This window comes from Pseudomonadota bacterium, from assembly GCA_034189865.1.
Classification (GTDB): Bacteria; Pseudomonadota; Gammaproteobacteria; order UBA5335; family UBA5335; genus JAXHTV01.
In genome coordinates, this window is record JAXHTV010000031.1 from 13,268 (window position 1) to 29,337 (window position 16,070).

Genomic DNA, 16,070 nt, shown 5'->3' on the forward strand with positions numbered 1-16,070 from the left:
CGCGATAGAGATGGGACGACCATCTCACATCCTCCGTAACGCACTTAAGGCCCGTGTATTTCGGGCCTTTTTTTTGTTAATTAGGATTATTATAAAATTCACCCGATTTTAAAAAAAACGGCTACCTATCGGTAGCCGTTTATGGTAAACGATTCCCTTGTCGGTCAGACAGGCCGACAGCTAAAACCGTCCGGCCAGTTTGACCCAAAACACGCGGCCAGGCTCATTGACCTGAATCGGTTCCGGGTTAAAAGGGTCCACATTGGCCCGGTTGACGTGGTAGGCATAGGCGACATCAAAGACGTTGTTGACCCCGAAACGCACATCGGCGGCCGGATCAACGTGCCACACGCCATAGAGATCCAGCACGGCCCAACCGGGGGTTTCTCGGACATCCTGGCGACTTGCCAAGTCGACCCGATCCTGCCGATCCGCCATCCGCACCAAGCCGCCCCACTCAAAAACGCGGCCCTGCCAATCAAGGCCCAATGTACCTTCCAACGGGGGGATCTGCGGTAGCGGTCTGTCATCGTCGGTGTTGGTACCGTGGACGTAGGCCACCGTGGCACTGACCGTCCAAGCATCGGTCAAGTCCACGCTGCCACCCAGTTCGCCGCCATAGAGCTCCGCCTCAACGTTGCGGTAAATCGACGCGCCATCGCTTTGCAAAATACCCGCCTGGCCACGGGCCGTATCCCGAAGAATGTAGTCGCTGACGTCGTCATAGTAGACGCTTGCGGTTACTCTCCAATCGCTACTGCCCCAATCCACGCCCACTTCGGCCTGGGTGTGTTGTTCCGGCTCAATGCCGGGGTTGCCAATCCACCGCTGTATCGCACTGGCGCTGTTGCCCCCGAGGTATCGCTCGGTCGCATCCGCCGTTCGCATGGCGCGACTGACCACGCCATAGACGTAGCGATCGTACCGCCCCAAGCTGTGCTCATAACGGACGAAACCGCCCCAGTTGTCTTCATCCTGTTCATCGCCGTCCACGCCGTAGTAGGCCTGGTATAAATCATTGGGGGTATTGACCGGCGAGCCGCCGATATCACTGGTGAAATCTGTGCTCTGGTTTGCGGCATCGGCAGAGGCCTCGACGCGATCGTAACGAATTCCCGCTTTGGCCCGGTGAATGGTGGCGAGTGGAATCTCGACTTCACCGAACACACCCTGCTGGTCGATCTCAACATCAGGCCAAAGGACAGACTGCACCGCGTCGAGGGTCATCCCGGTGAATCGGGTGGCTTGGCGTTCATTCCGCATCGCATCCACACCCAGTGTCCAGCGCCACGATCCGGTGTCGAAATCCACACCCACGCGACCCCCGGAGGTATCCGATTCGGTCGGCACTTCCATCTTCATCATGGGTGCCGGCCGCAGGCTGAAGTTGTCCATCACGTGATCGACATTGGCTTGATAGATTTGGGCATCAATCCCCGAGACCGCGCCGTAATCCGTGTCACTCTTGAATCGCAGACGATAGATATCGCTGTCGCTTTGCGGGGAGTCCATGCCGGCCCCGGCGAACAACACATCCTCTTCCCGAATAAAATCGGCATCCAGCGCCAGTTCCGTTTGCCGATTGGGCGTGTAACCGGCCGTGATGCCGGCGCTGCGAGCGGTGTAGGCCGTTCGGGTTTCATTGCCGTCGCCGTCTTCGTAGTTGTCCGCGTCGGCAATGGCGCCGATACCACGCACGTAAAACCGCTCGTTCCCGCCAGCGATATCGAACGACCCCTCGCCGGTATCACTGTTGGTCTTCACACCCAAACCGACCCGGCCCGTGACCGACTTGTCAGGGCCCAGTAACGGTGGCCGACGCTCGAACAACACCGTGCCACCGCTGCCACCACCACCGTATTTCACGGTTTGCACGCCTTTGACCACGGTAATGTGGTCATAAGTGTCCATCGCTGCATACGCGGTGGGCGGATCCATTCGGTTGGGGCAACCACCGTAGATGTAGGCGCCGTCGAGCAAGATATTCAGACGATTCTGACTTTGACCGCGAATAATCGGCTCCAGGCCGTGTCCGCCCATCCGCTGAGCCGATACGCCCGGGATGTTTCGCAGCGCTTCGGCGCTGTCTGCGGGTACGCCGGTACCCAGCTGCTCGGGCAAGTAAACTTCTTCGTGGGATTCCCCCATGGCTTCGTCTTCGACCACCACGGTGGGCATGGTTTCTTCCGGCTCTGGGGCTTCGGTTTCGGTTTCGGCGATGGCCGCCACCGATATCACCGCCAGAGTCAGTCCAAAGCCCAGGTCGGCATATGCTCTCATGTCTCGATAATTCCCTTTCGTGGTCCCAGCGTGAGCACTGGCGTTGTTTCCATCTTTTCTAATATAAGCGGTTCGGCTCGTGGGGCCGATGCGACAAATCGTCGCATCGCTAGAATGAGACTCACTTCGATATCATCACCCGTTTAATATCGGTAGACTGCTCCGTTACAACGCCCGCAGACCGGATCACCTCGGGTCTTAGCGAAAAACGAATGACCCTATTAGTCCATGAAACAACAACACCGCTTCTTCCGTTTTATTGTTTTGACCTCGCTGTGCATCCCATTATTGGCGACCGGGCAGCCGGACCGCCTCGATGATGCGCTGCGCACTCAAACCGACACCCAGCAAAGTGCCGCCAAATCCCAGAAGACCGTGGACACGTTAGATGACGAAACCCGGCGTCTGCTGGCGCAATATCGCGAAGCCACGTTGGAGTTGGATGAGCTGAACGCCTACAACGGCCAGCTGGAACGGATGGTCGCGAACCAAATCCGCGAAACGGCCACGTTGAACAAAGAGCTGCAGGAAATAGAAGTCACCAAACGCCACTTCGTGCCGCTGATGCTGCGCATGGTGGAGGTGCTGGAGACATTCATCACCCTCGACACTCCGTTCCTCACCGAGGAGCGGGCTCAACGGCTGGCTCAATTAAAATCCCTGATGGATCGGACCGATGTGTCACTGGCGGAAAAATATCGCCGTGTCATGGAAGCCTATCAAGTGGAAATGGGCTACGGACACACCGTGGAGGCCTATCGTGGCGTGGTGACCATCGATGAGCAACCGCGCACCGTGGACTTCCTTCGGTTCGGCCGCCTGGGACTCTACTACCAGAGCTTCGATCAACAACAGGTTGGCTACTGGGATCGGGCGCAACAAAACTGGCAGCCACTGCCGACCCACTATGCCAACGCCATCGCTCAAGGGCTGCGGATCGCACGCAAGCAGGCACCGCCCGATCTCGTTCCGCTGCCGATCGAGGCACCGGAGGTCACACCGTGAGAATCCGACTCTTGGGTCTGTTGTTGATCTGTCAGGCACTCGGATCGCCAACGGTGTCGGCCGAATCCGTCACCACGCTGGATCAACTCCTAGAGCAGGTTCGCACTGAACAGCGCGACCAAACGCGCCACAACGAAGCCCGCGAACGCCGTTTCCTTCAAAACCGGGATCGTCAACGCGCACTGCTGACGGAGGCCATTGCCCAGCGCGATGCGGCCCGCACGCGAGCCGATCGACTCCGTGCGGAGCAGCAAGCCAATGAGCAACAACTCCAGGAGCTAGAGAACCGCCTGGCGGAGCGTGCCGGCGATCTCACGGAAGTTTTCGCGGTGGTGCGGCAAAGCGCGAATGAAGCCAACAATGTCATCGGTTCGTCGTTGGTCTCGGCCCAACAACCCGAACGTGGGACAGCGTTGCAAGCCATCGCCGGTCCGGAGCGTCCCCCCACACTAAAGGACATCGAACAACTCTGGCTGATGATGCTCGAGGAGATGACACTGAGCGGAAAAACCGTGCGCTTCGAAGCCCCCGTGATCGATGCGTCGGGCAACGAAGGTACCCGATCCGTGGTGCGAGTGGGCGTGTTCAATGCCATCAGTGATGGAAACTTTCTGCGCTATTTACCGGATACCGCTCGCCTGGTCGAGCTGGCCCGTCAGCCGGACCTTCGTGAGCGCGCGCACGCACGGGAGCTTGAGCGCGCGCCCGAAGGTTTGCACCCCTTCCCCTTGGACCCATCCAAGGGCGCTATTTTGGCGATGATGGTTCAAACCCCCGATGTGAGCGAGCGGATTCGCCAAAGCGGCATCATCGGCGTGGCGATTCTGGTTCTGGGGGCAACCGGTCTGGCCCTGGTGCTCTACCGGATGATCGCCTTGAGTTTCGAGGGGCGGCGAATTCGAAATGCCAACAGCCCGGCAATCAAACGATTGAACGAGATCGCCACCGAAGGCGGTGAAGCCGATTTGGAGCGCGTGGCATTGCGGTTGGACGAGACCATTTCGGTGGAATCATCGCGACTGAACCGCGGTTTGGCCTTGCTGGCAATTCTGGCCGCCATCGCCCCGCTCATGGGCTTGCTAGGCACCGTTACGGGGATGATTGAAACCTTTCAATCCATCACGCTGTTCGGTACCGGCGATCCTAAACTGATGTCCGGCGGCATCTCGCAAGCGTTGATCACAACCCAACTGGGGCTGGCCGTCGCCATTCCTTTGCTGTTGCTCCACAGTTTATTGGCAGGCTACGCCGAACGACTGGTGGACCGCCTCGACCGAACCAGTGCGGAGCTGATTGGCCAGATCACGCCGGAGTGGACCGAACGTCATGATTGAACTGATCTGGCGGCTGGAACCACTGTTTTCCCAAGGCGGCCTGATTCTATGGCTCATCCTGGTGGCGTCGCTGCTGCTTTGGGCCCTGATTGCCGAGCGTTATTGGTTCTTGTGGCTGGAGCGCCGACCGCTTCGTCGCCGTATCCAAGCCGCCGCCCAGACACCCGGACTGCCGCGGCGGGGGCTGGCGCGTCGACGCTATCTGGACGGACTGGCGGCCACGTATACCGGCAAGATGAGACGCTCGCTGGGATTTATCCGGGCGCTTACGGGCGCGCTGCCGATGCTGGGCCTGCTGGGCACGGTGACGGGGATGATTAAGGTTTTCGACGTCATGACTGTGTTTGGCACCGGCAATGTGCGCGGCATGGCGGGCGGCATATCCGAAGCGCTCATCACCACCATGGCCGGACTGGTGGTCGCGCTCTCCGGTCTGTTCGTGAGCGCCGACCTGGACCATCGGGTCGAACAGGAGTTGGACCATTTAAATCTGGAAGACGACGCGTGATCCGGCCGCGGACACACAGACGCCGCGCGCAGGGCGTGGCGCTGAACATGACACCGTTGATTGATATGGTGTTCATCCTCCTAATTTTCTTTGCGGTCACCTCGTCGTTCACTAAAGAAGCCGGCGTGGAAGTCCAGCGGCCCAGCGCCCACACGGCGGTGGTTCAGGAGCAGGCCAGTATTCTGGTGGGTATCACCAGCGACGGTGAAATCTGGATCGACAAACAGGTGGTGGATGTCCGTCAGGTTCGGCGGCATGTCGAACGCTTGCACGCGGAGCACCCGGAAGGCTCGGTGGTCATCCTGGCGGATGAGAACGCCCGCACCGGCGTTGTGATCGAAGTACTGGATCAGGCCCGCTTGGCCGGCGTCGAGAACGTCGCAGTGGCCGCCGCACAACCCATCGAGCGATGAAACCACTCGCGATTTCGGTGGTCTCCCTCGGCGTCACGACGCTGCTCTTTTTGTTGATGCAGGCCATGCTGCATCACGAAGGCCCACCCGAGATGATTTTGGCCGAACCGATCCGGCTGGCGGATTTCATCCGCACGCCGGAACCGAGTGAGCCGGTGCCCTCACGACGGGCGGCAATCACCCGCACCGAACCCACGCCGACGGTCCAAACCCCCATGCCGCAACGGGCAGTCGGTTCAGTGGCCGAAGGCGCCACCTTGATGTCGTTGCCGATGACCGTCCCCGCCATACGTATTACACCGGGTATCCGGGTCGGAACCGGCCCCTCTCTGCCCGCCACCTTGGCCGAACCCGTTCGGGAACCCGGTCTCTCGCCCGGATTCGGATCGCTGGAAACCAACGTGGTTCCGACCATGCACGTGCCGCCGCAGTACCCCATTCGGGCCCGGCTTGACCGAATCGAGGGCTATGTCGACGTCGCGTTCACAATCACCAAGCAGGGCCGGGTCACTGACATCGAAGTGCTGAGGGCGGAGCCGCCCAATGTCTTCGAACGTTCGGCGCTGATGGCTTTGCGCCAGTGGCGTTTTGAGCCACGTTATCGCGATGGCCGGCCGGTGGAAATTCGTGCCATGCAACGCTTCGAATTCCAGCTCCGGGACGGACCATGAAGCGCCGGGTCGCGATTTTCGCCATCCTCTCAGCGGTGGCTATTTGGCCGGCTGTCGGCATCCCGTCCGATCCCGCCGTCACCCGCGCAACCTATCAGGTGCTGAACCAAGCCAGAGAGCTTATGGACCACGATGCCCACACCGAGGCCGTGGTCATTCTGCAAAAAGCCCTTGTCTCGCGCCCCGGGACCGATCACGACACGGCCATGTTGCTGCAGTACCTGGGCTACGCCCAACTGGGACTCCACCGGCATGGCCCCGCCATCGACGCCTTCGAAGGCGCGTTGCAAAAAGCGACGCTGCCGCCCGACGACACGCGCCAGTTGTGGTATCTGCTGGGACAGTTGTACGTCCAGGAAGAGGCGTTTAAAAATGCGATCGGCGCATTCGAGTCGATGTTCAAAATCGCGCTGCCGCCCCATCCTGAGCAAGCACGGGCCCACGGCTGGGCTGCCTACGCCCACTATCGGCTCGGCAACAGCGCCCGCGCCATCGATCACGCCCGATCGGCCATTTCCCAGAGCGACAAACCGGAAACCGCCTGGTATCGAATCCTGGCGGCAAGTCACATGCAACGGGGCGAGTATCGTGAGGCGGAAGCTCCGCTCAAGGCCCTCATCCGCATCAACCCGAAAGAGCAAAGCCACTGGGAACAACTGGCCTACACCTACCTGCAACGCGATCGTCGCCAGGCGGCACTGGCCACATACGCCCTGGCCTATCGGCTGGGTCACATCGACCCAGCCGACCTGCTGCAGTTCGCTCGGCTGCATGCGGCCAGCGGTATTCCCGAGCACGGCGCCCGTTTGATGAGCACGTGGCTGGACGACGGACGCCTCGCGGCCAGCCATGAGAACCTCACGCTGACGGCAGAGTTATGGCTCATGGCACGGGAAAACAAGATGGCGATCGGGCCACTGACCCGGGCTGTGCCCTTGGCCAAAGACGGAACCACCGCAGAGCGCTTGGGGAATCTCTATTATGAATCGGGACAATGGGATTCCGCCGCGAATGCATTCGAGCGTGCGCTGGCCGAAGGCGGACTCAAAAATGCGGCGCGAACGGCATTGTTATTGGCCATCAGCGCCTGCGAATCGGGTGATTACCGATCAGCCGATCGCGCCTTGCAGCAGGCCGGCCGGGATCCTAAGCTGGCGCCACAGGTCTCCTACTGGCAAGAAGTGCTCGCCCGCAAACGAGGCGACCGAGATCGCGGCTGAAGCCATCCGCTGAGTGTCGTCATTCCGACCGGGGAATCCCATGCCATTCATCGATTCAATGGCCACAATCACCGTGCAGCAACTGTCGATCGGCACATCGCGCCCGTTGCCGCCCGAAGGTCAAGCCAGCGCAATCTTCAAACAGCCGACGAGCGAACCATTGATATTGGAGGTGGAGGGTTTTGTGGGTGATCAGCAAGCCGATCGCCGGGTGCACGGCGGTCCCGAGCGCGCGGTGTGTCAGTATCCCTCGGAACACTACCGCTACTGGCGGCAACGCCATCGCGGCTATGCCGAGGTCATGTCGGCGGGCCTTTTCGGAGAAAACCTCTCTACGGTCGGTGCCACCGAACACGACGTGCGGATCGGCGATGTGTTCCGACTCGGCACGGCCCTGATTCAGATCAGCCAACCCCGCCGCCCGTGCTGGAAAGTGGAACATCGCTCCGGCGTGGTGGGTCTGGCACAGCAGATGAGCGATACGGGCCGGTCCGGCTGGCTCTATCGCGTGTGTCAACCCGGTGCGGTCGAGCCAGGCGATGGACTGATACTGGCTGATCGACTGAAGGATGCGCCGAGCGTGGCCGAGACATGGCAGATTGCCAACGACACCCGCCCACCGATGGACGTATTGGCTGCTCTGGCTAAAATGGAAGCGCTGGCGCAGGTTTGGCGCCAGCGCTTTTCACAACGACTGGAATGGTTGCGATCGAACGGCTGAGGCCGCGCTATCCGCCCAGCGCGTTGGCCAGTTCTCCGCTGCCGATCCACGCTTCCAGTTCGTCCGCCCCACCGATCAGATTGCCGTTGACGAACACCATGGGTAAGGTGGGCCAGCCGGTCCACATTTTCAGGGCGTTGCGCCGCCGCCAGGATCCAAAATAACTGCCGTATTCCAGATAGGCAAACGCGATCCCCTTGGCATCCAAAGCCTTGCGAGCCCGTTTCACATGGGGATTCTGGGACATCCCCACAACCACGATCGGATTGCTTTCGACCGCCTTGGCGACTTCATCGACGATGTCGCGATGGTTTTGCGAAATCCGCTCGCGAATGGCCTCATGTATACGCGATTCGTCCAAAATTGCCCGAGACATAATTCTCCTCCTATTCTATCTCACGGTTGAACACAACCGACCATAGCACCCGCAGCGCATCCGGGTATCACCGTCGGTTCCCTCACGCGCCCTATGCGCGACGTTGCGCGGACGTATCGCCCACTTGGCGGCCCAGGCCGAATCCGGCGCGTGCTACAGAGCTCAATACGGCCGACAAGGCAGCAGCGACCACGTCTTCGTGGATGCCGACGCCGAAAACCGGCGGCAAGCTCCCTATGGCCACTTCCACATAAGCAGCGGCATTGGCCGTCGTTCCCGGCCCCATCGCATGTTCACGATAGTCCAGAATGCGAACTTCGGTGCCGATCAAATCCGCCAAGCCATCGACGAAAGCCGCCACGGCACCGGTGCCCACTCCGTTTGCCACGCTGCTCACGTCTCCTTGCCGGAGTTCGGCAAGGACCCGCCGGCGGTGGTGGTGACGACCTTCGGCGGGATCATCACGGTAGTCCAACAATTCGATTCGTCCCTCGGGCGTTAGGTAGGTTTGGTCGAACGCCTGCCACAAATCGGGCGCGGTCAATTCTTTCCCCGTCTCATCGGCGATCATCTGAATCACTTCGCGGAATTCGATCTGCAAGCGACGGGGCAAATCCAATCCGTATTCCGTGGCCATCAGATAGGCCACCCCGCCTTTGCCCGATTGGCTGTTGATCCGAATCACGCCTTCGTAGCTCCGGCCCAGATCCGTCGGGTCGATGGGCAAATACGGCACATCCCAGAGTCCATCGCGATCCAGGGCCGCGAAACCTTTTTTGATGGCGTCCTGGTGAGAACCCGAGAAAGCGGTAAACACCAACTCGCCGGCGTAGGGATGCCGAGCCGGCACCGGCAACTGATTACAAAACTCCGCGGTGCGAATCACGGCATTGATGTCCGAGAAATCCAATCGTGGATCCACACCTTGGGTATACATATTCAGGGCGAGCGTGACGACATCCACATTGCCCGTCCGCTCCCCGTTACCAAACAGCGTGCCTTCGATCCGGTCGGCGCCGGCCATCACGCCCAGCTCCGCCGCCGCCACCGCCGTGCCACGATCATTGTGGGGGTGCAAACTCAACACCACCGAATCCCGACGGTTCAGATGACGATGCACATACTCGATCTGATCCGCATAGTGATTGGGCGTGGAGACCTCCACCGTTGCCGGCAAATTGATGATGCACTGGTGCTCCGGGCCCGGCTGCCAGACGTCGATAACGGCATTGCAGACCTCCACCGCATAGTCCACTTCAGTTCCGGTGAAACTTTCCGGCGAGTACTGGAATACCCATTCCGTTTCGGGATAACGCTTTGCATAGTCCCTAACCCAGCGAGCGCCTTGCACGGCAATCGCCTTGATACCCTCGCGATCCATGCCAAACACCACGCGACGCTGCACCGTGGAGGTGGAGTTGTACACGTGAACAATGGCCCGACGGATACCCTTTAAGGCCTCGAAAGTGCGCGCGATCAGCTCCTCCCGCGCCTGAACCAAGACTTGCACCGTGACATCGTCGGGGATCATGCCGTTTTCAATCAGGTTGCGAACGAAATCGAAATCCGTCTGTGAGGCAGCGGGGAACCCCACTTCAATCTCTTTAAAACCGATCTCCACCAGTTGGGCGAACATTCGCTGCTTTCGTTGGCTGTCCATGGGCTCAATCAAGGCCTGGTTACCATCGCGCAAATCGACGCTACACCACATCGGCGCTTGTTCAATCCGGGCATTCGGCCAGCGGCGGTCAGGCAAGTCAATGGCTTTAAATGGTTGATACTTCATGCGAGCTTGGATCTTCATTGTCTGCTCCTAGGGGGTGCCGGGAGATCCCGCGGGATGCAGCACGATCCGCTGCATGAGGCGACATCCGGACCGGCATCACACCGGAAATTACTTTCGTTTCAATCAGAATGTGTCAGTCGTTGCGCGAGGAAGGCCGTCGGACGGGCGCGGCGCTAGGCCCGACGACCGCTCAGCAGTCGGGTAAGGCTCAGGCTTAGGAGCAAACGCAGAGGTAAGCCGGCGGCTTGAATACCGCGGGCCGGGATAAATGATGAAATCTGAATGGAGTAAGGGATCATTGAAATCACAACCTGTTCGAACCAACCAAAACCGACACAAAGCCCCGACGCTCCTAACGGAGGCCGGGCATCACAGTCGTGGCAATAGTCGAAAAACGGTTTGCGAGTTCATGCGCCCTACAATACGTGCTGATCAAAGTGTCGGTCAAGAAGTTGATCGCCCCAGCGCGGGGCCTTTGTTGACCTATCGGCCGGTTGGACGGGAACGTTAAACCCCGTCGGTCTGCCACTCAATGCGTGGCCCGTCAGTTTAGAGTTTGCGATAAGCAATGACGATTGTTCCGGCGGGGTCTCCCGCCGTTTGGACGACGACCTCGTCGCCCTCACCGTCGTTGGCAATCCGCCCGGTTTTATCGACCTTCAAAGTCTCGGGCGCTGTCAAAGACTGAGTCAACGTACCGACGGTATCCAGCTGCGCAACATCAATAGGAATCTGAGCCCGGCCGATTTTTCTCACCACAGCCTTGGAGGCCATGGCATCGAAAATCGACTCACCCATATAGTCGTTCACCGCGCCCAACACCACGTTGCCGATACCCTTCGTCGCCAGACCAAACGCCGTCTTGAACACATTGGCCGACAAACCCGTAAAGAACTGCTCTGCCGCCGATGGATTGTCGATGGACGCGATCTCTACGCTGAGCGCAGTCTCGCCCTGAACCCGCTCTTTGAACAGCACCCGCTTTTCATAACCCAGATCGGTATCGGCCGTCGTCGGGAGCGGTGCGTCCCATTTCAGAGTTTTGATCGTCTTCAAGGTGGGCTTGCCCGCTGAAGCGTAATGCAACGTAAACTCCAGCACGTTCACATCTTCCTTTCCGCGGGCCAGCTGACGGGTTTCCGGTTTGGCCAGCCGAATTTCACTGAGCTTCAACTCCAGTAGACACTCCGCCATCGCCGAGGCCTCCTCAACGGTATTGCTAAACCCGGAGGGTATCGCAACATTTAGCACAAATCTGGAATGAACAATCTCATTCCGCTGCGAAATCAATTTTCCTTGACGGCACCGGATTGATTTCCCGTTCGTTGCAGACCTAAGATGTTCGATACCGGAATCCGAATCCACGCGGAGAAACGCGACATGAAAAACTGGCTATTCGCAGCATCCACGGCGGCAATGATGGCACTGGCGACGCTACCCGCGTCCGCTGAGATGACAACTCTGAATACTGCCGAGCTGAGAGCCATTTCCGGCCAGGGCACCATCGCCCCTTTGGTATACGACCCACCCCCTTTCGTATTGAAGCTCGAACAACTCGCGACCTATCTGGAAGAGGCCGATCGCCCGGTCGCGGCAACCATTGTGTCCCGCAAAGCCCTGTTTTTAGGACGAATATTTGACGGCTGCCCACCTGGCCGGATGTGCATCCAATAGCAACCCGCGCACTCGACACCTGACAAGGCGCCACCCTCGGTCTGGGGGTAGCCCTGATTTAGCCCACATGATTTTCCCTCCGCCGCCGGCACCGGGCGGACAGCCGCCCAACGGCTCGATCCAGTGCGGGTTTCCATCCGACCCCCACCAAGTCCGTTGGCAATCGTCACTCGCATAGCCCGGAACGCTTCAAGCCTCTAATTGATGCACATCAGTGCATCCACCGCTCCACCGGATATACATTATTTGCGGGCCCAATAATATCTATCAATATTTTCAAACCAGGAGGAAAGCCATGGTTAAGTATCTACGATATACCGTCATGCATGTGGCCCTCGTTCTGACGATCATTGCGATTGCTTTAGGCGGTGTGTGGATCTGGGTTGCCGGTGCGATATTGGGTGGATTTCTGTTTATCGGAGATCACATCTTCGGTAGCTATACCAAATCCCCTGAATATAAACATCCCGTGATCCTGAACGCGTTTCTTTACATTGTGCTGCCTTTGTTGGCCATGGCCAGCTTCACGCAAGCCTGGATGGTCGGTAGCGGCGATCTGTTGGGTTTCGGTGCGGCGGTTCAAGCCGTTACCGGATTCGACCTGTTTCAGGCTCGCGAAACCGTCACGCCACTGACGATTCTGGGATACGTGATCGTTCTGGGTGTGCTGGTGGCGGCAGCGGGAACCAACGTGGGCCACGAGTTGACGCACCGCACCTGGTCACCGTCCGCGATGCTGACCGGACGCTGGTTGCTGGCCTTCAGCGCCAATCCGGATTTCGCCATCGAACACGTATACAACCACCATGCCCATGTGGGGACAACCGCCGACCCGGCCACGGCACGGCGTAATCAGACCAATGTTTGGTTGTTCTTCCCCCAAGCCACGATTCGGGAGCATAAGGCGGCATGGAAGATGGAGCTTGAACGGCTGGGCAAGATGAACCAGTCCGTATTGTCCTATCACAACAGCATGCTTCGCGGCTACGCCATGGTGTTGGCACTCGCCCTGGTCTTTTGGGCGTCTGCGGGTTGGACGGGTGTCGGGGTATTTCTGGCCACGGCCATCGTCGGCAAATTCACCTTGGAAGTGACTAATTTCATGGAGCATTTCGGCTTGGTTCGTGTGCCGGAAGAACCCGTGCAGCCTCGGCACTCCTGGAACACCAATCGCCGCGTCTCCAGTTTGGTGCTCTACTCGCTCACTCGTCATTCTGCGCACCACGAGCAAGGGGACATCCCGTTTTGGGAACTCGCGCCTTATCCGGACGCGCCCGATATGCCGCACGGCTATGCCGGGACCTTTTTGGCTGCGCTGTGCCCACCGCTTTGGCGGCGCATCATTACGCCACGGCTGCTCGAGTGGGATGAGGTTCAAGCCAGCCCGGCCGAGCGGGAATTGGCCGCCCGGGAGAATGCCGCCAGTCGGATCCCCGCGTTGAGAGAAGCGGCCCAATCTCGGGGCGCCACACCGGCCTAGTTGAGACGGAATAACAGATTGCGCCGGATGGGCAAATCATCGGCGTTCTAGCAGAACAATTCGGGCCATGGACGGCCCACAACCGAAGACGCAAACGTCCGGTCCAGCGTCCCTTATGCAGTCAGACGATCGGTAACGGTGGATCGGGTTCACCCAAACCGTCCGGTGATAATTCCTCATGAAACGCGTCCATCTTGGCCTCAACGGCATCGGGGCGCTCGAAACGGCCGACATGAAACAGGGCGTCGCCTTCGTTCACCAGCGGCAAGTTGGTACGCCCGATCACGATGCCATCATAGGAAGACGTGAGTTCGATTTCGCGCTCGCCGAACGGATCGGCGACGACACCCAGCAAAGTCCCCCGTTCGACCCGCCCCCCGAGTGGCACCAGGGCTCTGAGCACGCCGCTTTCGGGTGCCCGGACCCACGTGCTCGACCGCGCGACCACCGGTTCGCGGCGATAGGTCGCCGCGCGTTTAGCGGCCGGCAGCATGTCCAAAGCGCGCATCACGTTCGTAATACCCTTAACGCCGGCGCGGATGGACAGCTCGTCGAATCGCAACGCCTCGCCGGCTTCATACAACAACGAGGGGATCCCTTGCTCGGCCGCCACTTCTCGTAGCGAGCCATCCCTCAAAGTGGAGGAAATGATCACCGGTACGTCAAACGCTCTGGCCAGCCGTTCGGTCTCCGGGTCTTCCAGATTGGCTCGGATCTGCGGAAGATTGCTGCGATGGCGAGCCCCAGTGTGAAGATCAATACCATGGGTGCTGTTCGCCACGATCTCCGTCATAAAAATATGGGCGATTCTCGCCGCCAACGAGCCTTTTTCGCTCCCGGGGAAACTTCGATTCAAGTCACGTCGGTCCGGCAAGTAACGGGAGTGGTTGATAAAACCGTGCACGTTGACAATAGGAACCGCCAGCACGGTGCCCCGCAAGCGTTTCATGAGTGGAAGTTTCAGCAAGCGGCGAATGATTTCGACGCCGTTGATTTCATCCCCGTGGATGGCCGCGCTGATGAACAAACGCGGGCCGTGCCGTTTGCCGCTCACGATATGTACCGGAATGGTCATGGGTGCATGGGTGTATAAACGGCCTGCGGGCAAATCCACCGTCAGTCGTTCCCCGGCACGAATCGTGTGCCCGTTGATCACCACCGGCTCGTTGACCACCGATCAACCTTTTCCGCGTGTTCGAGTCCGGTGGGGACGCGCGTTCTGTTCGATGAACTCGATGATCATACCGGCAATGTCTTTTTTGGTGGCCGCCTCGATACCTTCCAGGCCGGGGGAGGAATTGACTTCCATCACCAAAGGCCCCCGTTCGGACCGCAGCAGGTCCACACCCGCCACGTTTAATCCCATCACCTGCGCCGCCTTCACCGCGGTCGCCCGCTCTTGTGGTGTGATCCTGACCAGTGATGCGGTCCCGCCCCGATGCAAATTGGATCGAAATTCCCCAGGCGGTGCTTGACGTTTCATGGCCGCTACGACCTTGCCGCCGATGACAAAACAACGAATGTCCGCACCCTGGGCCTCCTCGATATATTGCTGCACCATAATGTTAGCGCGGAGCCCCATAAACGCCTGAATGACGCTCTCTGCGGCTTTTTCGGTTTCCGCCAGTACCACGCCGATACCTTGGGTGCCTTCCAGCAGTTTGATGACCAAAGGCGCTCCACCCACCATTTTGATCAGATCCTGAATGTCATCCGGGTCGTGGGCAAACCCGGTATTCGGCAACCCCACTCCCTTTCGGGACAGCAACTGCAACGATCGCAGCTTGTCTCGAGAACGACTGATGGCGACCGATTCATTGAGCGGAAAGGCGCCCATCATTTCGAATTGCCGCAGTACCGCCGTGCCATAAAAAGTGACCGAGGCACCCACACGGGGAATGACCGCATCGACGGCAGTGAGTGACTCCCCTTGAAAGTGTACTTCGGGTCGGCTGGTGGAGATATTCATGTAACAACGCAGAACATCCAAAACAATGGGCTCATGGCCCCGTTGTTGGCACGCCTCCACTAAGCGGCGCGTAGAATAGAGCTTTTTGTTACGAGAAAGAATTGCGATTCTCATAGGGGTGATGTCACCGTGGATTTCCGGCCGAGGGGCTACGCTTGGCCGAGCAAAAAGGACTGATCAGGCCGCACGACCATGCGACCGGCCATGGCTGTCCGCCCCAACAACATGCGAAAACGCATATTATCGCGGCTGGTCAGTGTCAGCTCGATGGGCCACCGATCCGTGCCAAATTGGACGAGCGATCGGATGACGTAACGACGTTCGCGATGCCCGCCCGAATCCGTGACCACGCGTCGATCGATAACCTGCGCCTCACAGGTCAGCTGGGTGGCCGTGTCGTTTTGGTTAGGATGAATGACAAATCGCACCCACTCATTGCCATCCCGGACAAACGACTCAATACGAAAAGCATGTAAGCAAGAGGTTCGCGCGCCGGTATCGATTTTGGCTTTAATACGCGATATCCCAAGTTCGGGCAGTGCACACCATTCACGCCAACCGACCGTCAAAAGTTTGGAGTTTGGCTCGTTCATTCGTCCAGTCCGTCAGCCCAATCGTTCGCTGGGGCGCAAA

16 protein-coding genes are annotated in these 16,070 nt (G+C 59.1%); 9 read left to right on the top strand and 7 right to left on the bottom strand.

What is annotated here, in order from left to right:
- Positions 1-180: 180 nt before the first annotated feature.
- Positions 181-2,280 (bottom strand): TonB-dependent copper receptor, encoded by a 2,100-nt coding sequence (locus SVU69_11795; GenBank protein ID MDY6943678.1) that lies wholly within the window; start codon positions 2,278-2,280, stop codon positions 181-183.
- 228 nt (positions 2,281-2,508) lie between these two features.
- Between SVU69_11795 and SVU69_11800 the strand changes: the two genes are divergently transcribed.
- Genes SVU69_11800 through SVU69_11830 form a run of 7 tightly spaced genes read left to right on the top strand, consistent with a single transcriptional unit; the run spans position 2,509 to position 8,152 of the window.
- Positions 2,509-3,285, top strand: coding sequence for a DUF3450 domain-containing protein (locus tag SVU69_11800; GenBank protein MDY6943679.1), 777 nt, complete (start codon positions 2,509-2,511; stop codon positions 3,283-3,285).
- The gene (locus SVU69_11805) at positions 3,282-4,619 is read left to right on the top strand and encodes a MotA/TolQ/ExbB proton channel family protein (GenBank protein MDY6943680.1); all 1,338 of its coding nucleotides are present in this window, start codon (positions 3,282-3,284) and stop codon (positions 4,617-4,619) included. Before SVU69_11800 ends, SVU69_11805 begins: the two co-directional genes overlap by 4 nt.
- Positions 4,612-5,127: a MotA/TolQ/ExbB proton channel family protein gene (locus tag SVU69_11810; GenBank protein ID MDY6943681.1), complete on the top strand. Its 516-nt coding sequence runs from the start codon at positions 4,612-4,614 to the stop codon at positions 5,125-5,127. The genes SVU69_11805 and SVU69_11810 overlap by 8 nt, the downstream gene beginning before the upstream one ends.
- Before the next feature lie 47 nt (positions 5,128-5,174).
- Complete coding sequence (locus SVU69_11815; protein ID MDY6943682.1) at positions 5,175-5,540, top strand: biopolymer transporter ExbD; 366 nt, start codon at positions 5,175-5,177, stop codon at positions 5,538-5,540.
- A complete protein-coding gene (locus tag SVU69_11820; protein ID MDY6943683.1) occupies positions 5,537-6,211 on the top strand; it encodes a TonB family protein in 675 nt (224 codons plus the stop codon). Before SVU69_11815 ends, SVU69_11820 begins: the two co-directional genes overlap by 4 nt.
- Positions 6,208-7,431 carry a tetratricopeptide repeat protein gene (locus SVU69_11825; GenBank protein ID MDY6943684.1) on the top strand — a complete coding sequence of 408 codons (1,224 nt, stop codon included), beginning with the start codon at positions 6,208-6,210 and terminating at the stop codon, positions 7,429-7,431. The genes SVU69_11820 and SVU69_11825 overlap by 4 nt, the downstream gene beginning before the upstream one ends.
- Before the next feature lie 40 nt (positions 7,432-7,471).
- The gene (locus SVU69_11830; GenBank protein ID MDY6943685.1) at positions 7,472-8,152 is read left to right on the top strand and encodes an MOSC domain-containing protein; all 681 of its coding nucleotides are present in this window, start codon (positions 7,472-7,474) and stop codon (positions 8,150-8,152) included.
- A gap of 7 nt (positions 8,153-8,159) precedes the next feature.
- Here the strand turns inward: SVU69_11830 and SVU69_11835 are convergent, their stop codons facing one another.
- From SVU69_11835 to SVU69_11845, 3 genes are all read right to left on the bottom strand, one after another.
- A complete protein-coding gene (locus SVU69_11835; protein ID MDY6943686.1) occupies positions 8,160-8,528 on the bottom strand; it encodes a glutaredoxin in 369 nt (122 codons plus the stop codon).
- A gap of 91 nt (positions 8,529-8,619) precedes the next feature.
- Entirely contained in the window at positions 8,620-10,332 is a 1,713-nt protein-coding gene (leuA, locus tag SVU69_11840; GenBank protein MDY6943687.1) for a 2-isopropylmalate synthase, read from the bottom strand.
- A 531-nt stretch (positions 10,333-10,863) separates the two neighbouring features.
- Positions 10,864-11,508: a hypothetical protein gene (locus SVU69_11845; GenBank protein ID MDY6943688.1), complete on the bottom strand. Its 645-nt coding sequence runs from the start codon at positions 11,506-11,508 to the stop codon at positions 10,864-10,866.
- 186 nt (positions 11,509-11,694) lie between these two features.
- On the opposite strand from SVU69_11845, the gene SVU69_11850 reads away from it, so the two are divergent.
- A complete protein-coding gene (locus SVU69_11850; protein ID MDY6943689.1) occupies positions 11,695-11,988 on the top strand; it encodes a hypothetical protein in 294 nt (97 codons plus the stop codon).
- A 295-nt stretch (positions 11,989-12,283) separates the two neighbouring features.
- Positions 12,284-13,468, top strand: a complete 1,185-nt coding sequence (locus SVU69_11855; GenBank protein ID MDY6943690.1) for an alkane 1-monooxygenase — start codon at positions 12,284-12,286, stop codon at positions 13,466-13,468.
- Positions 13,469-13,589: 121 nt separating this feature from the next.
- Here SVU69_11855 and SVU69_11860 read toward each other — a convergent pair whose 3' ends face one another.
- The 3 genes from SVU69_11860 to SVU69_11870 are packed head-to-tail and all read right to left on the bottom strand — an operon-like array spanning position 13,590 to position 16,030.
- On the bottom strand, positions 13,590-14,642 hold the full coding sequence (locus SVU69_11860; protein ID MDY6943691.1) for a succinylglutamate desuccinylase/aspartoacylase family protein: 1,053 nt from the start codon (positions 14,640-14,642) through the stop codon (positions 13,590-13,592).
- A gap of 3 nt (positions 14,643-14,645) precedes the next feature.
- A complete protein-coding gene (gene rimK / locus SVU69_11865; protein MDY6943692.1) occupies positions 14,646-15,551 on the bottom strand; it encodes a 30S ribosomal protein S6--L-glutamate ligase in 906 nt (301 codons plus the stop codon).
- Positions 15,552-15,586: 35 nt separating this feature from the next.
- Positions 15,587-16,030, bottom strand: a complete 444-nt coding sequence (locus SVU69_11870; protein MDY6943693.1) for an ATP-dependent zinc protease — start codon at positions 16,028-16,030, stop codon at positions 15,587-15,589.
- Positions 16,031-16,070 lie beyond the last annotated feature (40 nt).